We start from the raw sequence: 23,419 nt of genomic DNA, 5'->3' as shown, positions 1-23,419 counted from the left end.
CTGGACGGGCAGAGCAGTTGGTTACCTACCCGCAGCCATTACTTATCCTTAAGACGAAAAATCAGTTTCAACAGGCAGTAAATTCGATGTCGCCACCACACACTGCTGCGGATAGTGCGCCTGAAAGTAACTTCGAAGAAACTCGACGGTGGTACGGATTTTTGCCGATGTCGCCAGCCGGGAAACATACACGGCCCAGATGTTAGCGGGTTGATAGCAGTCCGGCAGGATATGCACCAGATGGCCGCTGGCAATGTTGTCACTCACATCCCACCAGGAACGCAGCGCGATCCCCTGCCCGTCCAGGCACCACTGATGCACAATTTCACCGTGATTCGATGACAGCGCGCCGGTCACCTTTATAGAGCGTACCCCCTCTTTACTGTGCAGTTGCCACACGCCGAACGGATGATCGCGTTCTTTGATCACCAGACAGGGCAGCGCCGCGAGATCGCTCAGTTGCTTTGGCATACCATGACGGGCAACAAAATCCGGTGAAGCGCAGAGAATACGATGATTATTTGCCAGCTTGCGAGCAATGAGATTAGGCGCGATATCATCACCAATGCGAATATCCAGATCCACACCTTCATTCACCAGATCCACCAGCCGGTCTTCCACATCAAAGCGTAATTCCAGTTGAGGGTACTGTCTGGCCAGCGCCGATAATGCCGGAGCCACCACACGGCGACCAAACCCGAAACTGCTGATGATACGCAGCGTCCCCTGCGGGATTTGCCGCACATCGGACAGCTCATCCATCATCTGATCCACATCCTGAAGTATGCGCTGCGCCCATTCGTAGATGCGCTCGCCCTCCTCGGTGATCGTGACGCGACGCGTTGTCCGGTGCAGTAGCACCACGTTCAGCGTCTGTTCCAGTAGTGCAACCCGCTTGCTGACAAAGGCCGGTGAAACACCTAACTCTTCTGCCGCCGCGGCAAATCCTGCCCGGCGGGCCACCAGCATAAACACGCGTAAATCATTCAGCAGCGGGAGATTATTCATGATCTGTGTTTTATGTTTCACCAGTTAGCAGGATTAATGATGAATCAGTCAATTATAGGATAGAGAGGAAGTCAATTTTCATCACTGATAAGTGAGAGCTGATATGAAGAAAACCTATCGTATTGCCGCTATTCCTGGGGATGGTATTGGTAAAGAAGTCCTGCCAGAAGGCATTCGCGTGTTGCAGGCGGCCGCCGAACACTGGGATCTGTCGCTCAGTTTTGAACAGATCGAATGGGCCAGCTGTGAGTATTATTTGCAACACGGCAAAATGATGCCTGACGACTGGCATGCGAAGCTTAAGGATTTTGATGCCATTTATTTTGGCGCCGTCGGCTGGCCGGACACCGTACCCGATCATGTTTCCCTGTGGGGTTCGCTGTTGAAGTTTCGTCGCGAGTTCGATCAGTACGTCAACCTCCGTCCGGTGCGTCTGTTTCCCGGCGTGCCCTGCCCGCTGGCAGGTAAGCAGGCGGGTGATATTGATTTCTATGTCGTGCGCGAAAATACTGAAGGGGAATATTCTTCGCTGGGCGGGCGTGTTAATCCGGGTACCGAGCATGAAGTGGTGATTCAGGAATCCGTATTTACCCGACGTGGCGTGGATCGTATCCTGCGTTACGCTTTTGAACTGGCGCAGAGCCGTCCTCGCAAGTTACTGACTTCAGCCACGAAATCTAACGGACTGGCAATCAGCATGCCTTACTGGGATGAACGTGTTGAAGCCATGGCAAACCATTACCCGGACATTCGCTGGGATAAACAGCATATCGATGTGTTATGCGCGCGTTTTGTCCTGCAGCCGGAACGTTTTGACGTGGTTGTCGCGTCGAATCTGTTTGGCGATATTCTTTCCGATCTCGGCCCGGCCTGTACGGGGACGATTGGCATCGCGCCGTCTGCCAACCTCAACCCACAGCGCACCTTTCCGTCATTGTTCGAACCGGTTCATGGTTCCGCGCCGGACATCTATGGCAAGAATATTGCCAACCCTATCGCCACTATCTGGGCCGGTGCGATGATGCTCGACTTCCTTGGAGAGGGTAACGAACGTTACCACGCGGCTCACAATGGCATTTTAGACGCCATTGAGCAGACCATTGCCAGTGGCCCCAAAACGCCGGATATGAAAGGCCAGGCCTCAACACAGCAGGTCGGAGATGCCATCTGCAAGGCCATTCAAAGTAAACGACGGATACTGGATTGCTAATCTTATGAGGGCAGAGCAACCTGGTATGTGGCGCCCTCAAAAACAACACACAGTTAACATTTCAATAAACAAAATTTGACATAAACCTCCCTTTCCCGGCTGTATATACAGGCAAATACAATACAACCATAACAACCATTCTGTTAGCATCCACTTCGGGCAGGGGAGATCTGTATGGCCGTATCCGGCGACATGAACATTCAACAAGCCATCGACGACAGCCGCTTTTCGTGGTTCCACTGGACGATCATTATTCTCGGTTTTCTTGTGCTGGCGATTGATGGTTTCGACACCGCGGCGATGGGTTACATCGCGCCCGCGCTTTCCAGCGACTGGGGGATCAAAAAACAAGATCTCGGCCCGGTGCTCAGCGCCGCCCTGCTCGGCCTGTCGCTGGGCGCATTAATTGCGGGCCCGGTATCTGATCGCATTGGCCGCAAACGCGTGCTGGTTTTCTCCTGTTTGTTCTTCGGACTCTCCAGCCTGGGTACAGCGTATGCGCAGTCAATCAACACCCTGACGCTGTGGCGATTCCTGACCGGGCTTGGGCTCGGCGCCGCCATGCCGAATGCCATTACGCTGATGTCAGAGTATGCGCCGCAGCGCTGCCGCTCCCTGACCATCAACACCATGTACTGTGGCTTTCCGCTTGGTGCAGCAGGCGGTGGCGCTATCTCTTCCTGGCTCATTCCGGCACATGGCTGGCACAGCGTCTTGCTGCTTGGCGCCGCCGCGCCGTTAGTGTTGACGGTGTTGCTGATCTGGCTGCTGCCGGAATCGGTAAAATATCTGGTGAATCGCGGCGATAACGTGGTGAAAATCAAACGCATTCTGCGCCGTTTTGTTGATAGCGACATTGAGCAAGTTAGCCGATTTTCGCTCCACGAAGAGCAAACAACGCAGAAGAAAGGCAGCGTCGCGCAGTTGTTCAGCGCAGCGTATCTGCCCGGCACACTGATGTTGTGGATGAGCTACTTTATGGGGCTGGTGATCTATTACGTCCTGCTGAGCTGGATGCCCACCCTGATGCAGGGCATGGGTTATGAGATGGAACAGTCCGCGCTGCTCACCTCGCTGTTCACCTTTGGCGGCACCGCGGGCATTCTGCTGGCCGGCTGGCTGATGGACCGTTGGGAAGCGCATAAAGTGGTCTCGGTGGGGTTCATTATTACCACGTTATTCATCATCCTGATGGCGCAGGAAAACAGCCATATCTGGCTGTTCGGCGGGCTGATTTTCCTGATGGGGATCACCATGAACGGCGCGCAGTCTGGTATGCAGACGCTGGCGGCAACCTTCTATCCGACGCAGTGTCGCGCAACGGGCATTGCATGGATGCAGGGCGTGGGCCGCTTTGGCGGCGTTGCGGGTACGATGATGAGCGCTCAGTTGCTGTCGATGCAGTGGCAGGCTGACAGTATCCTGATGTTCCTTGGCGTTCCGGCGCTGATCGCCGCCTGCGCCACGTTGTACAAAATGTGGCGTTGCCAGCCTGTTGCGCAACCTGTGCTCTGACCTGTCCGGTCACAGTGAAGCCTGTCACAAATTCCCTTCAGGAAATTTGCTGTCGGGAAACGCTTACCGGCTGGCTGTGACTTTAACCTATTGATAATTAGTACCTACAATGAAATGTTGCGTTTATTGATTCGTAAATTCGTATCAATAGACGCAATTATCGTATTGGAATCGCAATCACCGGAAACCCAGAATGAGGCCATCACAACCCATTCTGGAGTTTCTCATGTCACAACCTGTGTTTAACAATACCCCTTACGAAGCCGCAGAAATCCTGCGTGCCGCCCGGCCCGGTTTTCAGCCCCGTATTGCCCTGATCCTCGGTTCTGGTCTCGGCGTACTGGCCGACCGCATGGACAACACAACCACGATCTCCTACCAGCAGTTGCCGGGATTCCCGGTCAGTACAGTGATCGGCCATGCTGGTGACGTGGTGATGGGTACCCTGCATGGTGTGGATTTGATCTGCATGAAAGGTCGGGGGCATTTTTACGAAGGTTGCGGTATGGGGATCATGACCCACGCGGTACGTACTCTGAAACTGCTCGGTTGTGAGTTCCTGTTCTGCACCAACGCAGCGGGTTCGCTGAACCCGGCGATCCCGGCAGGCAGCCTGGTGGCTCTCACTGATCATATTAACACCATGCCCTCCACACCGCTGATCGGACCGAATGACGACCGCTTCGGCCCGCGCTTTTTTAGCCTTGCCAATGCTTACGATCAGGATCTGCGAGGCCAGTTGCATGATGCCGCCAGCCAGTTGAGCCTGACTCTGCATGAAGGGATATTTGTCTCCTACCCGGGTCCGAACTTTGAGACTGCAGCAGAAATCCGCATGATGCAAAACATGGGCGGAGATGTAGTGGGGATGTCAGTGGTGCCGGAAGTTATCGTCGCCCGTCACTGTGGCCTGAAAGTCCTGGCCGTCTCCGCGATCACCAATATGGCGGAAGGGCTGAGCGACGTTGAACTCTCCCACGAGCAAACCTTGAAATGTGCGGCAATGGTCACCGACGACTTTGTGCGCCTGATTAACCAGTTCGTCCACAACTATTCCTGAAATTATGCCTGAAATCGTTCCACAGGTGGAGAATCACACTCCGCCAGGAGACACTGCCATGCCAGATCAACCGTTTTCTCGCGGCAATATCAATGCCATTTCTTACCTGAGTTATTACTTCGTTGGGGCGCTGGTCTCAACGCTTGGGATCGTTCTTGGTCCCCTCTGCGCTGCCTTTCAGAAAGATCCCAGCTTTATCGGCCAGGTCTTCACACTGATGAATATCGGCATGTTTATCCCTATCATGCTCGGCGGCATTCTGATGCGCAGATGGGGTTTACAGAAACCACTGGTTGCCGCCGCCGCATTAATCGTGCTGATCAGCCTTCTCCTGTTTTTTACTCCAACACTGACCATGTTCAGCCTGGCGGTGGCGGGCATTGGCGCTTGTGGTGGGATCTTTATGGCCATCGGCAGCTATCTGGTGGTGCGCATTAATCCGGATGAGAAGCGCCGTTCCGCCAGCCTTATCTTCACCGACTTTTTCTTTAGTCTCGCGGGCGCCACGCTCTCTTTGCTGCTGGCCTGGCTGTTTAAGCTCGGCGCCAGCTGGATAGCAATGTACGGCATCATGGGCACCCTCGGTGCGTTGATGCTGGCGATGACTCTGCGTTGTCGCTTCCCGTCAACGGAATCCCCGGCCTCTGCCAGCCAGAATGTTCTGGCGGCGGTAGAACCCTGGGGATGTTCGGTGTACCTCATCTGTTTTGCGTTGTTTGCGTTTCTGCTGGCTGAGCCGATTTTCACAATGTGGACACCGGGTTATCTGCAGTATCGCTTTGCAATGACGCCAGAAGCGGCGGCGCTCTATACCTCTGTTTACTGGGTGGCAAAAGCGATTGGTCTGTTTCTCAACCAGTTCACCGTTCGCTGGATGAAACTGCGCACCTTCCTGCTCATCTGTACGCTGACGGGGCTGGCAGCTATCGCAATTATTGCGAACAGTGCGAACACCACACTGATCCTGGTTGCCTGCGCCGTGTTCGGCTTCTTTAACTCAGGGATGTTCTCAGGGCTGATGAGCTACGGTTCGCTGCAGGTCAGCCGCAGTTCGCCAACCCTGATTTCCGCCCTGCTGACCTGCGGAACGGTGGGTACGCTGCTCTTCGCCAGCGTCTCCTCCATGGTGAACAGCCATTTCGGCCAGCATGGTGCACTGAATGCATCGACCGTTGCCTACTCAGTGCTGTTGGGTGCGCTGATCATCGCGGTATTTTTCAGCCGGGCAGAACGTTTGCACCAGCCAACCCCGGCGACGGTTTGACAGCCCCGGGAAGGGAACGGCATGATGCGCTATCCCTTCCCGTCGAAGCACAACACCATGATAGATCAGGCTAACAGCCGTATTCGCATGCGCATGCTGCGCTATTTTCAGGTCCTCGCCGATGAACTACATTTTGGCCGCGCAGCAGCACGGCTGAACATCTCCCAGCCGCCGCTCAGTATGCAAATTAAAGAGCTGGAGGAGATCCTTGAGGTGGCGCTGTTTGAGCGTACCAGCCGCAAAGTGGCGCTGACCCGCGCCGGGAAGGTGCTGAAAACAGAAGTGGATCGCATCCTCAGCGCTACCGATCAGTCACTGAACTACGTTCGTCAGATTGGCCGCAGCGAACATCAGCATATTACTATCGGTATTGTTGGCAGCGCGCTGTGGGGTACGCTGTTGACGCGGTTGAAAGATTGCAGAGAAACCATCCCCGGCCTGGAATGGAGCTTGCTGGAACTGTCTCAACACCAGCAGATTGAAGCGCTGCGTACTCGAACCATTGATGTGGCTATTAACCGCAACGTGATCCCCTCGCCGGAAGCCAACATTCGCTGTCAGCTTATTTCCCGGGAATCAATGCTGGTCGCCGTGTCAGAGGGTGATCCGCTATGCGACGAAGCGCGAGTGACTCTGGCGATGCTCGCTGCCCGCCCGTTTATTTCCCTCTCTTTCAGCCAGAGCGATTTTGCACAGCAGCTTTATGACCGTTGCGTTGAAGCCGGATTTTACCCGTTGATCGCCCACCAGGTGTATGAGCCACAAACGGCACTGGCGCTGGTGAGCGCAGGCATGGGGGTATCGCTGTTGCCGGAGACCAGCGCGCTTATTCACTGGCCTGGCGTGGTGTTCCTGCCGCTGGCGGAGAGCATACCAGCCGATCTGTACGCCTTGTGGATGGACGAGCCGTTATCCGCATTAATGAGCCGTTTTTTGGCTGCGCTTCACGGCAGCGTGTGAGCGTGAAGCGCGGCACTTCTTACAGAAAATCCTTATCCTTCAGCACAATCAGCGGTTCTATGTCGCTCTCTTTTTTGATAACCAGCGATTCATCGCCGCGCAGGCAGGTGCCACCATAGCTGCCGCCCACGGTGAAGGTACACACCTGAATGTATTTCCCCTCTACTTTCGGCAAACACCACAGCTGCTGGTAGATATTTTTGCGGTCGGCAAACTTACCGGAGCTTTGATCGAGCAGTTGATCATCGTGGCTGACCAGATCGATGTTGCTGCCGCAGCGACCAGAGATCGGCTTCACGGCATAACCTGTTTTCGCCAGGTCTTCCGTGACGGTGAAATCGGTATCCAGCAAATAGCGGTGGCCGGGGAACAGCGACCACAGCACCGGCAGAATCGCTTTGTTACCGGGGATCACCGTCCACAGCGGTTCGAATACCAGCACTTCCGGGCGCAACAGGACGTCGATTAAGCGCACCTCATTTTGCGGATGACCGGTACGAATTGGCACCGCCGCGTATTCCGTTTCACTGACTTCCCGCACCTGCTCAAGGGCCGTTTCCCACGCCCAGGTTTTCCAGACGCAGTTCACGTGCCGCCCGTCACCATCAATAAGCTGCCCGGCGTCGTCCCAGCGTAGTTCACCCAGCCCGTGCAAAATTTTGCTTTCAAAGCCGGCTTTCGTCAGCGCACGCTGCATAAACTGCGCGTGGTAATCTTCTTCAAGGTCCTGGTCCTGCATGATATGCACGAACGGACGCGCCTGGCTGTGTCCCCACGCGCCGGTCAGTTCATCAAGCAGATCTTCCGCCGGGTTATAACCTTTACCTGACAGGCCCAGTTTCGCCCACTCTTCGAGGATCACGCCCCCCTCGGTATGGCAGGAGGCGGAGTCAGCATTGTATTCATATACCTTCAGCCCACGTTCATCCATGCAAAAATCCATACGACCGGTGATCATATGATGGCGCCGGAGCTGCCAGGAGAGACGCAGTCGCGGCCAGAGGATTTTCGGAATGTCGAACAGCGCCAGCAGGTTGTCATCCTTCAGCACTTTATCGGTGGCGTGAAGGTACATCAGATGCAGTTCGTTGGTGGCTTTAATCAGCTCCTGCTCACCCGTCTCAGAGATGGTGAAATACTGGTACGGATCTTTGTTGATCTCATGCCCGTTGGCACGCACGTAGGCACGCTGGAGCGGGTCCTGTTCGTTGAGCCATTTACCGTCAAACTGACCGTGATTCTCCAGCCGCGCGCCGTGGATCGCCATCAGTTTGGCCGGGCTCGCCGGTTGCGGCAGGCTGTACTGCGCATCGTCGGTCTGGATCATCCAGCCAAGAATGGTGGTGTCGTCGAAGGTGTCATGAATGGTGTAGTGACCGTCTGTCACTTCAAGCGTCAGCTCGCGCGTCCATTGCTGCCCTGGCGGCAGTGGATGATGCGCCACGTTCTGCTCGGCGATACGTACTTTATTTCCCACCAGTTGCGTCACCACTGCGACATGTCCGGTCTGATGAAACTCACCGCCTTTTTGCCAGATAAGTAAGGAGCCGGCCATCGGCGGGCGCCGGGATCCGTTAGCAAAGGCCTTCAGCGGCAGGAGATTGTCATTCACTACTTCGCGCAGAAAACGCAATGAGAAGATCTCATACGCCATGCCGACGTCGGTGAAAACGAAACCGTAGGTCAGATACAGAAAGCGGCGCGCAAACTCAACGCACTGCCATTTGTGGCCCATGTATTCGTTGCCGATATAGCTACGAAAAGCTGGATCATCGTGGGAAAAATCGGGGTCTAAACTGCTGTAATTGGAAGAGTAAATTGCTACGCCGCCTGGCGCATACCCCAACAGCGTTCCGAATGGGGCATCGCTACTCTGTGTTCCTGTACTCATGTGTAAACCTTAGGAAAAGACCACCTGAGCATATTCCTTCTGTGAACACTGCACAGGCATGACCGGTCAGAAGTGAGGCTATAATAGCACCGCTGCGTCACGTGCGCATTAACGCCTCAGTTCGTTAAACCCTTCGCGCAACTCCTGCTACACTGCCTCAACACCCCAGGAAAAAGGCAGGCCAACATGTCAGACAACACGTATCAACCTCCAAAAGTATGGGAATGGAAACAGAACAACGGCGGCGCGTTCGCGAACATCAACCGCCCGGTCTCCGGCCCTACACACGAAAAAGAACTCCCTGTAGGTAAGCACCCACTTCAGCTCTATTCGCTCGGTACGCCGAACGGGCAGAAAGTGACGATCATGCTGGAAGAGTTACTGGCGCTGGGCGTCACCGGCGCGGAATATGATGCCTGGCTGATTCGCATCGGCGAAGGCGATCAATTCTCCAGCGGCTTCGTGGAAGTCAACCCGAACTCGAAAATTCCGGCGCTGCGCGACCACTCCACTACCCCGCCGACACGGGTGTTTGAATCCGGCAACATCCTGCTCTATCTGGCAGAAAAATTCGGCCACTTCTTACCGAAAGATCCAGCCGCCCGCACCGAAACACTTAACTGGCTGTTCTGGCTGCAGGGCTCGGCCCCTTTCCTCGGCGGCGGCTTCGGCCACTTCTACAGCTACGCGCCGGTGAAAATCGAATACGCGATCAATCGCTTTGCGATGGAAGCCAAGCGTCAGTTAGATGTACTGGATAAACAGCTGGCGCGCGGGCGCTATGTGGCGGGAGAAGAGTACACCATCGCCGATATCGCCATCTGGCCATGGTATGGCAATGTGTTGCTCGGCACCGTTTACAATGCGGCGGAATTCCTTGATGCGCAGAGCTATAAAAACGTGCTGCGCTGGGCGAACGATGTCGGTAATCGTCCGGCCGTGAAACGTGGACGCATCGTTAACCGCACCAATGGTCCGCTGGATGAGCAATTGCATGAGCGTCATGACGCCAGCGATTTTGACACCCGTACGGAAGATAAGCGTCAGGCTTAATCGACATTTCAGCCGGGCGGCTCTCGCCCGGTTATTCCCTCCCCAACCAGTTTCCCGTCATACGTCACACCGGGTTGTGATCGGCGCAACGTGATCGCCGTCGCAAACGGAGTAAGATAGAAACAGCGTTTCGAAAATAACAATCAGTGAAGGAGACATCATGGCCTGGTTAGCCAATCCTGCCCGCTACGAGCAGATGCAGTATCGTTACTGTGGCAACAGCGGCTTGCAGTTACCCGCCCTGTCGCTCGGCCTGTGGCATAGTTTCGGCCACATCAATACGCTGGACTCCCAGCGTGCCCTGCTGCGTAAAGCCTTCGATCTGGGGATAACGCATTTTGATCTGGCAAACAACTATGGCCCGCCGCCAGGTAGCGCCGAAGAAAACTTTGGCCGCCTGTTGCGCGAAGATTTTGCCGGTTATCGCGACGAACTGATCATTTCCACGAAAGCAGGCTATGACATGTGGCCTGGCCCGTACGGTTCCGGCGGCTCGCGCAAATATCTGCTGGCGAGCCTCGACCAGAGTCTGAAACGGATGGGACTTGAGTATGTCGATATCTTTTACTCGCATCGCGTTGATGAAAAAACGCCGATGGAGGAAACCGCCTCCGCATTAGCGCAGGCGGTGCAAAGCGGTAAAGCGCTGTACGTCGGCATCTCGTCCTATTCGCCAGAGCGGACGCAGAAAATGGTGGAACTGTTGCGCGAATGGAAGATCCCGGTGCTCATCCATCAGCCGTCCTATAACCTGTTAAACCGTTGGGTAGACAGCAGCGGACTGCTCGATACGCTACAGGACAATGGCGTAGGCTGTATCGCCTTTACGCCGCTGGCGCAGGGGTTGCTGACCGGGAAATACCTCAATGGCATCCCGGACGGTTCACGTATGCAGGTGGAAGGGAAAAGAGCGCGCGGTCTGACTGAGAACATGCTGAGCGAAAGCAACCTCAGGAGCCTGCGCCTGCTTCACGACATGGCGCAGCAGCGCGGTCAGTCGATGGCACAAATGGCGTTGAGCTGGCTGCTGAAAGATAACCGCGTGACCTCGGTGCTGATTGGCGCGAGCCGCCCGGAGCAACTGGAAGAGAACGTTCAGGCGCTGAATAACCTGTCGTTCAGCGCTGAGGAGCTGGCGCAGATCGACAAACACGTCGCAGACGGGCAGTTGAACCTGTGGCAGGCATCGTCAGATAAGTAAACCTCCGGCCCCTCTCGCCTGAGAGGGGTTATTTCAGATATCTTCAGGACTGATCCACGGACGCTGAAATTCCGGCCAGACCAGCGCCACCAGCGCGGGCCACGCATCAAGACTGAATTCGCGAAAACATTGCTGGAGATTCAGCACGTCGAGATCGGCACGGGAAACCTGTTCGCCATTCAGGCAGCGTTTTTTTAACGTATCGTAATATTTATATACAGCTGAATTGAGATCGCTACAGCGCCGCTGGGCATCAAATAAACCAGGCACAGCATTTATTTCCGCCATGCTCATCCCTTTAATTGTCGCGTGCAGGAAATCAATATATTCATGATTAACCCGCCAGTACCACACTGGCGTGATAGCATTCATAAGCACTGAAAAGTGATCTTCACCCTCTTCTTTGCTCATCGGATACACTGATTCCGGGCTGGTGTGCCCCTCGCCTCGCAGCTTTTTATTGTTCCCGGGCATTAAGAAAAGAATTGCTGCTGTGAGCAATAACAGTGCTATCACGAAATAAAGTATGCTGTTCATGGTTTGCTCCATTTTTTTTGATTTTAAAATTACACCATGATATTGTCAACGAACCTCAATTCTGCATCCCCTCTATTCTGTTGAATAAAAAGGACATCATCGATGATACCCGAGACGCTTATCCCGGCTCGTTTTCACTTATCCGCAATGGAAAAGGAAACCGGGGGAGCAGATAAAAATGCTAATCTAACACAAAGCAAAAGCACGCTTGCAAAACATGAGAAAGATATTTTGGCGACAGTCGCGCATAACGGCCAGTCGCGGAATATGTTACTGGAAGAGCGCGACCGGCATATTAAAGACCGTTTGTATCGTGTGATTAAAATTGAAGCATTTGCCCGAGCATTGAATGATTTACAATCGGAAGGTGAAATTGACGCTCAGGAATTAAGTCAAATTATTAGTGAAAAAACGACATTTATTAATGACTCTGGCAATGAAATTTGGCTTAATTTAATAACCCGCGAGACGGATTCACCTGTTTTTTATAAATTTCTCGATGAGTCATCAACATGAAAGATGTTGAAGATAATAACGTCTATTTGACTTTAGACGACAGAAACAGCGATGACATTATTCGCCATCAGAACCTGACGGTGCTGATTAACGAAAAGAATGCCGCCATTGAACATACGGCACAGGCTGCGATGTCCATTCCCGCCGCGCTGGTCAAAATGAAGTGGCAAAACCGCCGTGATATTTACGCCTGGCAGGTGAAAGAAGAGATTTATGGTGCCGCCATTGAAGAGATCATTGCGCGCAAACCGGAACTGAAAGAGAAGCTGCTGGCGCGCATTGAAGCCAATTATCAGCATATTCTGGCGCGTGAGGCGGCAACGCTGCGCCTGTCGCGCAAGCTGGCAGAAGGCAAGTTGCGTACCGCGAATGTCAACAAGGTGGCGCTGGACGATACGCCGAAGAAGAAATAAAAAAAGGCTGGCAAGCCAGCCTTCTCCTTATGCGTCACGAAGATTACTTCGCTTGCGTGACTTCCTGCCCGACCAGACCAATCTTCAGATAACCCGCCTGATGGAGCGTATCCATCACTTTCATCATCGTTTCATAATCGACAGTTTTATCTGCGCGGAAGAAAATGGTGGTGTCTTTCTTGCCTTCTGTCGCCGCGTTCAGTGCGGTGATCATATCCGCGTCCGTCACTGGATCATTACCGAGGAACATCGTCTTGTCGGCTTTAACCGACAGGTAGATCGGTTTTTCCGGACGCGGCTGCGGCTGGCTGGAGGACGCCGGGAGATTGACTTTAACGTCCACGGTGGCGAGCGGTGCTGCCACCATGAAGATGATCAGCAGTACCAGCATAACGTCGATAAACGGCGTTACGTTGATTTCATGCATTTCACCGTTATCGTCCAGATTTTCGTTAAGACGCATTGCCATAAAGCGTTAACCTACACGTAATTTCTGAGCCGTACGAACCGGGTGTGCGACGCCGCTGGCGTTGAGATCTAAATCGCGGCTCTGCAACAGCAGCACCTGCGCCGCCACGTCACCGAGGGTCGCTTTGTAACTGCCAATCATACGGGCAAAAATATTGTAGATAACCACCGCCGGGATCGCTGCAAACAGACCAATCGCCGTTGCCAGTAGCGCTTCCGCAATACCCGGTGCGACGACCGCAAGGTTTGTCGTCTGCGTCTGTGCGATACCGATGAAGCTGTTCATGATCCCCCAGACGGTACCAAACAAACCGACGAACGGAGAAATAGCGCCGATGGTCGCCAGATAGCCGTTGCCGCGCCCCATATGGCGGCTCACTGCGGCAACACGACGCTCCAGGCGGAACCCGGTACGCTCTTTGATGCCTTCGTTATCTTCCGAACCGGCGGACAATTCAAGCTCGTTTTGCGCTTCATTAAGCAGCAACATACTCAGGCTCTTGCTGTGAAAAGCTGTGGCGATTTCGCTGGCCTGATCAAGGGAACGGGCTTCGCTCAACTGTTTTTGTTCACGCTTGAGGCGGCGCTTATGGGACAGAAGCTCGGCACTTTTACTGAAGAAAATGGCCCAGGTGACGACCGACGCCAGCACCAGGCCGATCATCACGACCTTAACCACGATGTCGGCATGATGATACATACCCCAAACGGAGAGATCCGCCTGCATCAAATTATTACCCACTCTGCATCTCCAGGATGTCTGACACAAAAAACTGAGCTAATCATATCAAAACGTCGCCGAATTGATAGTCGTTCTCATTAGTATTTACATAGTGCCGTAAATCACACTTCTTTTCCTTGCGCTGACGCAGTAAAAAAAGCGCATTTCTGCTCTATGAAAAATATTCTGCTTTATCCGTTAACCACTAGTGCAGCTTTTATCAGTCATGGTAGTCTGGACGTCCAGACGTATAAAAACAGGCAGATTAACATGGCAGACAAACATCTCGACACCGCGCTGGTTACCGCAGGACGTAGCAAAAAATACACACTGGGCGCGGTTAACAGCGTCATTCAGCGCGCCTCTTCTCTGGTTTTTGACACCGTTGACGCCAAAAAGCAGGCGACACGCAACCGCGCAAAGGGCGAGCTGTTTTATGGCCGTCGCGGCACACTGACCCACTTCTCCTTACAGGAAGCAATGTGCGAACTGGAAGGCGGTGCCGGTTGCGCCCTCTTCCCTTGCGGCGCGGCAGCAGTCGCGAATGCCATTCTGGCGTTTGTCGAACAGGGTGATGAAGTGCTGATGACTAACACCGCCTACGAACCCAGCCAGGATTTCTGTACCAAAATGCTCGCCCGACTGGGCGTCAGCACCTGCTGGTTTGATCCGCTGATCGGCGCCGACATCGCGCAACTGGTGAAGCCGAATACTAAGGTAGTATTTCTGGAATCGCCGGGGTCGATCACTATGGAAGTTCACGATGTTCCGGCGATCGTACAGGCCGTCCGCCGCGTAGCCCCTGAAGCGATCATTATGATCGATAACACCTGGGCTGCGGGCATTCTTTTTAAGGCGCTGGAATTCGACATTGATATTTCTATCCAGGCCGCCACCAAATACCTGATCGGCCATTCCGACGGTATGATCGGTACTGCGGTCGCTAACGCCCGTTGCTGGGATCGTCTGCGGGAGAATGCCTACCTGATGGGGCAGATGGTGGATGCCGATACCGCCTACATGACCAGCCGCGGGTTACGTACCCTGGGTCTGCGTTTGCGACAGCATCATGAAAGCAGCCTTAAAATTGCCGAATGGCTCTCAAAACACCCGCAGGTTGAACGGGTAAACCACCCTGCACTTGCAGGCAGCAAAGGCCACGAATACTGGAAACGGGATTTTACAGGCAGTAGCGGTTTGTTCTCATTCGTTCTCAAAAAACGCCTCACCGACGCCGAGCTTTCCACCTATCTCGATCCGTTCGAGCTATTCAGCATGGCCTTTTCCTGGGGCGGTTACGAGTCACTGATCCTCGCCAATCAGCCTGAACAGATCGCACACATGCGCCCCGGCGGCGAGATCGATTTCAGCGGTACACTGGTACGAGTGCATATTGGTTTAGAGAATGTTGACGATCTTATCGCGGATTTAGCGGCGGGGTTCAGCCGCATCGTGTAAAGTGGCGCGCAGGCTGTGCACCTGAATGAACAGATTTACAGATGATTTCTTCAGAATTATCTGTATTTGTTGCGCCCGCGATCAAGGTGTTTAGGGAGCATCAGGAGTACAATAGCAAAATAAGCGCGGTTCTTAGGAAAGTTCATGGTAGTCATTCAAGATATAGTCGCCGCTCTCTGGCAGCACGACTTTGCTGCACTGGCGAATCCTCACGTTGTGGGTGTTGTTTATCTGGTTATGTTTGCGACGTTGTTTCTGGAAAACGGTTTGCTTCCTGCCTCTTTCTTACCGGGCGACAGTTTGTTGTTACTGGCCGGGGCGCTCGTCGCAAAAGGCGTCATGGACTTTGTACCTACCCTCGTTATTCTGACCACCGCGGCAAGTCTGGGCTGCTGGCTGAGCTATTTTCAGGGACGCTGGCTCAGCAACACGCAAATTGTGAAGGGCTGGCTGGCACAACTTCCGGCGAAATACCACCAGCGCGCAACCTGTATGTTTGATCGTCATGGCCTGCTGGCGTTACTTGCCGGGCGTTTTCTGGCGTTTGTGCGCACACTGTTGCCAACCATGGCCGGGATTTCCGGGTTGTCGAACCGCCGATTCCAGTTCTTCAACTGGCTGAGCGCCCTGTTGTGGGTGGGCGTGGTAACCAGTCTGGGCTACGCCCTCAGCATGATCCCGTTTGTGAAGCGCCATGAAGATCAGGTGATGACGTTCCTGATGATACTGCCCATTTTCCTGTTAGTGGCCGGGCTACTCGGTACACTGATTGTGGTGATCAAGAAAAAGTACTACAGCGCCTGATCGCTGTTAATGCCGGGCAATGCCTTATGCCCGGCGAATCCGCGCAGCATCCTCGCCAGGCGTCATGCCAAAGTAGCGCTTAAATTCCCGACTGAACTGCGAAGCACTTTCATAACCCACACGCATCGCCGCCGCGCTGGCCTTCATGCCATCGTGGATGATCAACATTCGCGCCCGGTGCAGACGATAGGTTTTCAGGTACTGCAAGGGGGACGTGCTGGTGACCGATTTGAAATTATGGTGAAACGCCGAAACGCTCATGTTGGCTTCCGCCGCCAGTTGATCGACGCTTAAGTTCTCAGTGTACTGGCTTTCAATGCGCTTCAGCACCCGGCTGATGAGGCTGAAATGCGTCTGACGGCTGACCACTGCCAGCAGCGCACCGCCGCAAGGGCCTGTCAACACATGGTAAAGGATCTCGCGGATAATCTGTTTACCGAGAATGCGCGCGTCAAGCGGTCTTTCCATCACATCCAGTAGCCGTTCAGCCGCGCAGAGAATATCGTCTGAGAGCGTAGCGGAATTGATCCCGCTGGCGGCCATTGCCGGGCGGAAAAGATCGTCTTCACCGATATCCATCAGCAGTTCCTGGAGTTGCAAAATATCGACGTTGAGGCGAATACCTGCCAGCGGTACATCAGGCGTCGCGAAGGTTTCACATTCAAAAGGCAGCGGAACGGTCAGTAGCAGATATTCATTGGTGTCATAGCGGAAAGTTCGTTCATTGATATAGCCAATCTTATGACCGGAAAAGAGAAATACGATGCCGGGCTGATACATCACTGGCGTGCGCGTTCCGGGCTGCGTACCGTACAACAGGCGAACGTCAGGCAGCAGGTCGTTTAGCTTTTCCTGATGAGATATCAGTCGTTTAATCTGTTCCGTCAGTTGCAGACAAATGGCGTCACGATTCATTGCAGGTCACTCCGGGCAGTTTTATCGACCGTTACATTGTGCGCACTCTTGTGCGGTTTCTCCAGCGCTCTGGAGAAATGGGCAAGACATCGGCAGAAATGTGCATTGAGGGTCCAGGGGGACAAGACCACAATGATCCCCATCAGGCAGAGATCCTGCGCTGCCATTTTTCACTCTTTGTTATGGGAACGAGCAATGAATAATTTTAACCTTCATACCCCCACCCGTATTCTGTTTGGTAAAGGCGTGATAACCGATCTTCGCGCTCAAATCCCGGCTGACGCTCGCGTGCTGATCACCTATGGCGGCGGTAGCGTGAAAAAAACCGGTGTGCTGGATCAGGTGCTGAGCGCGCTGAAAGGCCTGGATGTGCTGGAGTTTGGCGGCATCGAACCTAACCCGTCTTACGAAACGCTGATGAAAGCGGTGAAAATCGCCCGCGATGAGAAAGTGACTTTCCTGCTTGCTGTCGGTGGCGGTTCCGTGCTTGATGGTACCAAATTTATCGCGGCGGCAGCGCATTACGCTGACGGCGTTGATCCGTGGCAAATCCTCGAAACTCGTGGTAGCGAGATCCAGAGTGCGATTCCGATGGGATCAGTACTGACGCTGCCCGCCACCGGCTCAGAATCAAACAATGGCGCGGTGATCTCGCGCAAAACCACTGGCGATAAGCAGGCCTTTAAAAACCCGCACGTACAGCCGGTATTTGCGATCCTCGACCCGGTTTACACCTATACCCTGCCGCCGCGCCAGGTGGCCAACGGCGTGGTTGATGCCTTCGTTCATACCGTTGAGCAGTATGTAACATATCCGGTGAACGCCAAAATTCAGGATCGCTTCGCTGAAGGTATTCTGCAGACACTGGTTGAAGAAGGCCCGAAAGCGCTGGCAGAACCGGAAAACTACGATGTACGTGCTAACGTAATGTGGGCGGCGACTCAGGCGCTGAACGGGTTAATCGGTGCTGGCGTACCGCAGGACTGGGCGACGCATATGCTCGGTCACGAGCTAACCGCGATGCATGGACTGGATCACGCTCAGACGCTGGCGATTGTTCTGCCTGCGCTGTGGAATGAAAAACGTGACGCCAAACGCGCCAAACTGCTGCAGTACGGCGAGCGCGTATGGAATATCACCGAAGGTTCTGAAGAAGAACGCATCGACGCCGCTATCGCCGCGACGCGTAATTTCTTCGAGCAGCTCGGCGTACCAACGCATCTGTCAGACTATGGTCTGGACGGCAGCTCTATTCCGGCGCTGCTGGCTAAACTGGAAGCGCACCACATGACCAGACTAGGCGAAAAACAAGATATTACCCTCGACGTCAGCCGCCGTATTTACGAGGCCGCGCGCTAAGGTTTACCGCTTTTCCTTTCGTTTTTGCATATTTCGTCCAGACTTAATCCTACACCTCTCCGGGGCATAGTCCCGGAGAGACACATGAAAGGAGGAATGCATGACACATCCAACCGTAATCAAACTACAGGACGGCAATGTTATGCCGCAACTGGGTCTCGGCGTGTGGAAAGCAGGCAATGAGGAGGTCGTCAGCGCCATTCATAAAGCGCTGGAAGTGGGCTATCGTTCTATTGATACCGCTGCGGCATATCAAAACGAGGATGGCGTAGGCAAAGCGTTAAAGACCGCGAGCGTGCCGCGCGACGAGTTATTCATCACGACTAAACTGTGGAATGATGATCAGAAACGCCCCCGCGAAGCGTTGCAGGAGAGTCTGAAAAAACTGCAACTTGAACATGTCGACTTATACCTGATGCACTGGCCTGTGCCGGCTATCGACCATTACGTTGAGGCCTGGGAAGGCATGATTGAGCTACAAAAATCAGGGCTGGCGAAAAGCATTGGTGTCTGCAATTTCCAGATCAACCATCTGCAACGGCTGATCGACGAAACGGGCGTCACGCCGGTGATCAACCAGATTGAACTGCATCCACTGTTGCAGCAACGTCAGTTGCATTCATGGAACGCCACACACAAGATCCAGACCGAATCCTGGAGTCCGCTGGCGCAGGGGGGGAAAGGCGTGTTTGATCAGAAAATCATTCGCGACCTGGCCGATAAATACGGTAAAACCCCGGCGCAGATCGTCATTCGCTGGCATCTCGACAGCGGTCTGGTGGTGATCCCGAAATCGGTCACGCCATCGCGCATTGCGGAAAACTTTGATGTCTGGGATTTCCGTCTCGATAAAGACGAACTCGGCGAAATTGCGAAGCTGGATCAAGGGAAACGGTTGGGGCCGGATCCGGACCAGTTTGGCGGATAATATTATTCCCTTCACCTCAACCCTCTCCCACCGGGGAGGGTTTCAAAAACCTCAGGCAAATAATTCAGTAATAATTTCTTTTAACCACATCAATGCCGCATGGCTGTCATGGCGTTCATGCCATAGCAGTGCCACTTCGAAGGACGGTATGTCGAGATCTAATACACTGCTGGTAAAGCCATACTGATCCCGCCACAACTCCCCCAATCCATAGGGCACCGTGGCGATAACCGGCATATTTTTCAGCAGCCCGGGAATGCCGGAAAAATAGGGCGTAGAATACGTCACATCACGCGACAGCCCTTTGGCTTCGAGCAACGTATCAATTTGACTGCGGTTTGCGGACTTATAACTCACCATCACGTGCCGTAACGCAGCGTATTGCTCCGCTGATACCGGTGTTTCTAATGCCAGTTGTGCGGGTTCCCACAAGACCAAAAAATTCATCGGAGCAACAACAACACGGCGAATATGTTGCATGGAAGGTGTGGCAACCGAAACCGCCATATCCAGTTCCCCTTTTTCCAGCCGCTGCGTGTCGGTAAAAGGATCGCTGATCACCGTATTCACTCGCAGCCCCGGCGCCTTACGCGCCAGCACGGGCAACAGTCGCGGCATTAATAGCATCTCAACCCAGTCAGTCATGCCCAGCGTCAGCGTTGCCTGTACAGTGGCAGGGTCAAATTTCGGTGGGGCGAAAATGGACGACTGCAATTGTGAGAGTAATGGTAATAATGACTGATGAAGTTCCACGGCACGAAATGTAGGCTGCATGCGCTGGCCGCTACGAATAAATAGCGGGTCATTAAACAGGTTGCGCAGGCGCGCCAGTGAGGCGCTGACGGCAGGCTGCCCCAGATGCAGTTTGCTGGCCGCAGCTGAAACATGTTGTTCCCGAAACAACACCATAAAGGTGATTAGCAGATTGAGGTCGACACCTCTAAAATCATTTTCATTAATATTCATAATTAATACAATCAATTTGATTGATATTCATATTTTCATGACACTGAGGCTCTGTCAAACCTGATACAGGAATTGAAAATGAAAACTGCAATATTCTTTTTTGCGACACTGCTTATGGCAAATATGGCGATGGCTAAACCTTTACCCATCAGCCAGCAGCAGGCCCCCGGCTATTACCGAATGATGCTGGGAGACTGGCAAATCACGGCCGTGTCTGACGGAACCGTTAAAATACATTTAGACAAGTTGCTGACGAATATCTCTACGGAAAAATTGATAACACAGATGGCAAAAGAGGTGATGACGCCGCTGGCAGAAACCTCTATCAACACCTTCATCATTAATACCGGTCAGCAGATCATCCTGGTTGATACCGGTGCCGGTGCATTGATGGGCGATGCGGGTGGTCATTTAGTCACGAATCTGCGCGAAGCTGGTTTTCCGCCGGAAAGCATTGATATGGTTCTGTTGACACACATCCACGGCGATCATTCCGGTGGTGTGCAATCGAAAGGGCTGCCTGCCTTCCCCAATGCCACCGTGTATGTCGACCAGAACGATGTCGACTGGTGGTTGAATCCGGCGAACAGCAGCAAGGTAGAGGAAAGCCAGCGGCATACGTTTGCTGAATCGGAACTGTCGATGCGCCCGGTTATTGCTGCTGGTAAGTTAAAAACATTCCATGCCCCCACAGAAATTGTCCCCGGGATCACGGCGTTGCCCGCCGCCGGACATACGCCGGGAAGCGTGATTTATCGCGTCAGTAATAACGGCGAAAACATGATTTTCTGGGGCGATATTATTCATGCAAAAGCCGTACAAATGCCGGAGCCGACAGTGGCTATCCATTTCGATGTCGATCAGAAGAAAGCCATCGCCACTCGTGAAAAAGTACTTGAGGATGCGGCTAAATCGGGTGACTGGGTGGCGGCAGCGCATATTGCCTTCCCGGGCATCGGCCATATCAAAAAAGCCGAAAACCGGGGTTATCGCTGGGTGCCAGTAAATTACAGCGCGAAGGCCACGCGCTAAAACAGCGTTAGCGTCGCTGATGCTTCATCGGCGTGTGTTTGGTCAGCGCCGGGCGCGTGTTGCGATTCTGACGACGCGCCTCGCGCATCTCTTCAATCGTCGGTGCCGGCACCAGGCAATCACGGCGACCGCCAATCAGGTGTTTTTTGCCCATCGCTTCCAGCGCCTGACGGATCAGCGGCCAGTTGGCTGGATCATGATAGCGCAGCAGCGCTTTATGCAGACGACGCTGCTTATCGCCCTTCGGCACTACCACCTCTTCACTCTTGTAACCCACCTTCGCCAGCGGGTTTTTGCCGGTGTGATACATGGTGGTTGAGTTCGCCAGCGGCGACGGATAGAAGTTCTGCACCTGATCGAGGCGGAAGCGGTGCTTCTTCAGCCACAACGCCAGGTTCACCATGTCTTCATCACGTGTGCCAGGGTGCGCCGAAATAAAGTACGGGATCAGATACTGCTCTTTGCCTGCCTGCTTCGAGTAAGTGTCGAACAGTTCTTTAAAGCGATCGTAGCTGCCCATTCCCGGCTTCATCATCTTCGACAGCGGCCCTTCTTCGGTGTGCTCCGGGGCAATCTTCAGATAGCCGCCCACGTGATGGGTCGCCAGCTCTTTGATATAGCGCGGGTCTTCCACAGCGATGTCATAGCGCACGCCAGAGGCGATAAGGATTTTTTTGATGCCTTTCAGGTCACGGGCGCGGCGATAAAGATTGATCGTCGGTTCGTGGTTGGTGTCCATATGCTGACAGATGTCCGGGTATACACACGACAGGCGACGACAGGTCTGCTCGGCACGCGGCGACTTACAGCGCAACATATACATGTTCGCAGTCGGGCCGCCAAGATCAGAGATAACACCGGTAAAACCCGGCACAGTGTCGCGAATGGCTTCGATCTCATTGATGATCGAATCTTCAGAGCGGCTCTGGATGATGCGCCCTTCGTGCTCGGTGATCGAACAGAACGAGCAACCGCCAAAGCAGCCACGCATGATGTTGATCGAGAAACGGATCATCTCGTACGCCGGAATACGGCTGTTGCCGTACGCCGGATGCGGTACACGTTTGTACGGCAGGGCAAACACGCTGTCCATTTCTTCGGTCGACAGCGGAATAGCGGGCGGGTTGATCCAGATATAGCGATCGCCGTGTTTTTGCATCAGCGCACGGGCGCATCCCGGGTTAGTTTCATGGTGCAGAATTCGGGAGGCGTGAGCATACAGCACTTTGTCGCTTTTAACTTTTTCAAACGACGGCAGCAGCACGTAGGTTTTCTCCCACGGCTTCGGGCGCGGTGGCTGAACAACAATGGCTTTTGCTTCAGTTTTCTTCGGTTCGACCGGTTTGTTATCCGCACACGGCAGATCCTCCCCATACGGATGCGGGATCGGGTCGATTTTGCCCGGCATATCAATAATACGGGAATCCACGCCGCTCCAGCCCGGCAGCGCCTCTTTCACCATAATCGCGGTGTTGCGTACGTCGCGGATCTCAGCGACCGGTTCCCCCTGCGCCAGACGGTGCGCCACTTCCACCAGCGGACGTTCGCCGTTGCCGAAAATCAGCATGTCGGCTTTGGAATCCACCAGCACGGAACGGCGCACAGTATCAGACCAGTAATCATAATGCGCAGTACGGCGCAGGCTGGCTTCGATGCCGCCAAGAATCACTGGCACATCTTTCCACGCCTCTTTACAGCGCTGGGTATAGACCAGTGTTGCGCGGTCAGGGCGTTTGCCGGCCACGTTATCCGGGGTGTAGGCGTCGTCATGGCGCAATTTGCGATCGGCAGTGTAGCGGTTGATCATCGAATCCATGTTGCCTGCCGTCACGCCGAAAAACAGGTTCGGTTTGCCGAGACGCATGAAGTCTTCTTTGCTGTTCCAGTCCGGTTGCGCAATGATGCCAACGCGAAAACCCTGTGCTTCCAGCATACGGCCACAGATCGCCATGCCGAAGCTCGGATGGTCAACGTAGGCGTCGCCGGTCACCAGAATGATGTCGCAACTGTCCCAGCCAAGCAGATCCATCTCCTCCCGTGACATCGGCATAAATGGCGCAGGGCCAAAACAGGCCGCCCAGTACTGGGGCCAGGAAAAGAGATCGCGATCCGGCTGGATCAGGGAAATTGCGCTCATAAT

At 53.9% G+C, this 23,419-nt stretch carries 22 protein-coding genes; 14 read left to right on the top strand and 8 right to left on the bottom strand.

The genetic code is table 11. The features are described 5' to 3' along the window. Nucleotides 1-48: 48 nt before the first annotated feature. The gene (locus GTGU_RS20855; protein ID WP_169741193.1) at nt 49-1,029 is read right to left on the bottom strand and encodes a LysR family transcriptional regulator; all 981 of its coding nucleotides are present in this window, start codon (nt 1,027-1,029) and stop codon (nt 49-51) included. An 82-nt stretch (nt 1,030-1,111) separates the two neighbouring features. Here GTGU_RS20855 and GTGU_RS20850 point away from each other — a divergent pair, with 82 nt between their 5' ends. The 5 genes from GTGU_RS20850 to GTGU_RS20830 all read left to right on the top strand — a co-directional run bounded on the left by GTGU_RS20850 (nt 1,112) and on the right by GTGU_RS20830 (nt 7,017). Continuing rightward, nucleotides 1,112-2,218 carry a tartrate dehydrogenase gene (locus GTGU_RS20850; RefSeq protein WP_038161922.1) on the top strand — a complete coding sequence of 369 codons (1,107 nt, stop codon included), beginning with the start codon at nt 1,112-1,114 and terminating at the stop codon, nt 2,216-2,218. Between the two features lie 174 nt (nt 2,219-2,392). Then, nucleotides 2,393-3,733, top strand: a complete 1,341-nt coding sequence (locus GTGU_RS20845; protein WP_038161919.1) for an MFS transporter — start codon at nt 2,393-2,395, stop codon at nt 3,731-3,733. A gap of 226 nt (nt 3,734-3,959) precedes the next feature. Continuing rightward, nucleotides 3,960-4,793, top strand: coding sequence for a xanthosine phosphorylase (xapA, locus tag GTGU_RS20840; RefSeq protein ID WP_084222823.1), 834 nt, complete (start codon nt 3,960-3,962; stop codon nt 4,791-4,793). 58 nt (nt 4,794-4,851) lie between these two features. Then, entirely contained in the window at nt 4,852-6,057 is a 1,206-nt protein-coding gene (tsgA, locus tag GTGU_RS20835) for an MFS transporter TsgA (protein ID WP_038161916.1), read from the top strand. A 24-nt stretch (nt 6,058-6,081) separates the two neighbouring features. Then, nucleotides 6,082-7,017, top strand: a complete 936-nt coding sequence (locus GTGU_RS20830; RefSeq protein ID WP_051857412.1) for a LysR family transcriptional regulator — start codon at nt 6,082-6,084, stop codon at nt 7,015-7,017. A 19-nt stretch (nt 7,018-7,036) separates the two neighbouring features. Here the strand turns inward: GTGU_RS20830 and gss are convergent, their stop codons facing one another. Then, nucleotides 7,037-8,908 carry a bifunctional glutathionylspermidine amidase/synthase gene (gene gss, locus GTGU_RS20825; protein ID WP_038161912.1) on the bottom strand — a complete coding sequence of 624 codons (1,872 nt, stop codon included), beginning with the start codon at nt 8,906-8,908 and terminating at the stop codon, nt 7,037-7,039. A gap of 186 nt (nt 8,909-9,094) precedes the next feature. Between gss and yghU the strand changes: the two genes are divergently transcribed. Beyond that, nucleotides 9,095-9,961: a glutathione-dependent disulfide-bond oxidoreductase gene (gene yghU, locus GTGU_RS20820; RefSeq protein WP_038161909.1), complete on the top strand. Its 867-nt coding sequence runs from the start codon at nt 9,095-9,097 to the stop codon at nt 9,959-9,961. Nucleotides 9,962-10,121: 160 nt separating this feature from the next. Then, nucleotides 10,122-11,162, top strand: a complete 1,041-nt coding sequence (locus GTGU_RS20815; RefSeq protein WP_038161906.1) for an aldo/keto reductase — start codon at nt 10,122-10,124, stop codon at nt 11,160-11,162. A 33-nt stretch (nt 11,163-11,195) separates the two neighbouring features. Here the strand turns inward: GTGU_RS20815 and GTGU_RS20810 are convergent, their stop codons facing one another. Further along, nucleotides 11,196-11,699, bottom strand: a complete 504-nt coding sequence (locus tag GTGU_RS20810) for an ESA_00282 family adhesion-associated protein (protein WP_038161905.1) — start codon at nt 11,697-11,699, stop codon at nt 11,196-11,198. A gap of 102 nt (nt 11,700-11,801) precedes the next feature. Between GTGU_RS20810 and GTGU_RS20805 the strand changes: the two genes are divergently transcribed. Together GTGU_RS20805 and GTGU_RS20800 are read left to right on the top strand one after the other, a co-directional pair. Beyond that, complete coding sequence (locus tag GTGU_RS20805; RefSeq protein ID WP_038161902.1) at nt 11,802-12,215, top strand: hypothetical protein; 414 nt, start codon at nt 11,802-11,804, stop codon at nt 12,213-12,215. After that, entirely contained in the window at nt 12,212-12,628 is a 417-nt protein-coding gene (locus GTGU_RS20800) for a hypothetical protein (protein ID WP_038161900.1), read from the top strand. The genes GTGU_RS20805 and GTGU_RS20800 overlap by 4 nt, the downstream gene beginning before the upstream one ends. Nucleotides 12,629-12,671: 43 nt before the next feature. On the opposite strand, the gene exbD is transcribed toward GTGU_RS20800, so the two are convergent. After that, complete coding sequence (gene exbD, locus GTGU_RS20795; RefSeq protein ID WP_038161898.1) at nt 12,672-13,097, bottom strand: TonB system transport protein ExbD; 426 nt, start codon at nt 13,095-13,097, stop codon at nt 12,672-12,674. Nucleotides 13,098-13,103: 6 nt separating this feature from the next. Then, the gene (gene exbB / locus GTGU_RS20790; protein WP_038161896.1) at nt 13,104-13,838 is read right to left on the bottom strand and encodes a tol-pal system-associated acyl-CoA thioesterase; all 735 of its coding nucleotides are present in this window, start codon (nt 13,836-13,838) and stop codon (nt 13,104-13,106) included. Between the two features lie 249 nt (nt 13,839-14,087). Between exbB and metC the strand changes: the two genes are divergently transcribed. Both metC and yghB read left to right on the top strand, forming a co-directional pair. Beyond that, nucleotides 14,088-15,275: a cystathionine beta-lyase gene (metC, locus tag GTGU_RS20785; RefSeq protein WP_038162165.1), complete on the top strand. Its 1,188-nt coding sequence runs from the start codon at nt 14,088-14,090 to the stop codon at nt 15,273-15,275. 144 nt (nt 15,276-15,419) lie between these two features. Then, the gene (gene yghB, locus GTGU_RS20780; protein WP_038161893.1) at nt 15,420-16,079 is read left to right on the top strand and encodes a DedA family general envelope maintenance protein YghB; all 660 of its coding nucleotides are present in this window, start codon (nt 15,420-15,422) and stop codon (nt 16,077-16,079) included. 24 nt (nt 16,080-16,103) lie between these two features. On the opposite strand, the gene GTGU_RS20775 is transcribed toward yghB, so the two are convergent. Next, nucleotides 16,104-16,994: an AraC family transcriptional regulator gene (locus GTGU_RS20775; protein WP_038161890.1), complete on the bottom strand. Its 891-nt coding sequence runs from the start codon at nt 16,992-16,994 to the stop codon at nt 16,104-16,106. Nucleotides 16,995-17,189: 195 nt separating this feature from the next. Here GTGU_RS20775 and yqhD point away from each other — a divergent pair, with 195 nt between their 5' ends. Next, a complete protein-coding gene (gene yqhD / locus GTGU_RS20770; protein ID WP_038161886.1) occupies nt 17,190-18,353 on the top strand; it encodes an alcohol dehydrogenase in 1,164 nt (387 codons plus the stop codon). Nucleotides 18,354-18,453: 100 nt separating this feature from the next. Beyond that, nucleotides 18,454-19,281, top strand: coding sequence for a 2,5-didehydrogluconate reductase DkgA (gene dkgA / locus GTGU_RS20765; protein WP_038161883.1), 828 nt, complete (start codon nt 18,454-18,456; stop codon nt 19,279-19,281). 51 nt (nt 19,282-19,332) lie between these two features. Here the strand turns inward: dkgA and GTGU_RS20760 are convergent, their stop codons facing one another. Then, nucleotides 19,333-20,247, bottom strand: a complete 915-nt coding sequence (locus GTGU_RS20760; protein WP_038161880.1) for a LysR family transcriptional regulator — start codon at nt 20,245-20,247, stop codon at nt 19,333-19,335. A 78-nt stretch (nt 20,248-20,325) separates the two neighbouring features. On the opposite strand from GTGU_RS20760, the gene GTGU_RS20755 reads away from it, so the two are divergent. Then, nucleotides 20,326-21,279, top strand: coding sequence for an MBL fold metallo-hydrolase (locus tag GTGU_RS20755; protein ID WP_038161877.1), 954 nt, complete (start codon nt 20,326-20,328; stop codon nt 21,277-21,279). Between the two features lie 7 nt (nt 21,280-21,286). Here GTGU_RS20755 and GTGU_RS20750 read toward each other — a convergent pair whose 3' ends face one another. Continuing rightward, nucleotides 21,287-23,416, bottom strand: coding sequence for a YgiQ family radical SAM protein (locus GTGU_RS20750; RefSeq protein WP_038161874.1), 2,130 nt, complete (start codon nt 23,414-23,416; stop codon nt 21,287-21,289). Nucleotides 23,417-23,419: the final 3 nt, after the last annotated feature.

Source organism: Trabulsiella guamensis ATCC 49490 (assembly GCF_000734965.1).
Classification (GTDB): domain Bacteria; phylum Pseudomonadota; class Gammaproteobacteria; order Enterobacterales; family Enterobacteriaceae; genus Trabulsiella; species Trabulsiella guamensis.
The sequence above is the reverse complement of the archived record's forward strand: the minus strand, read 5'-3'. Positions and strand labels throughout refer to the sequence as shown.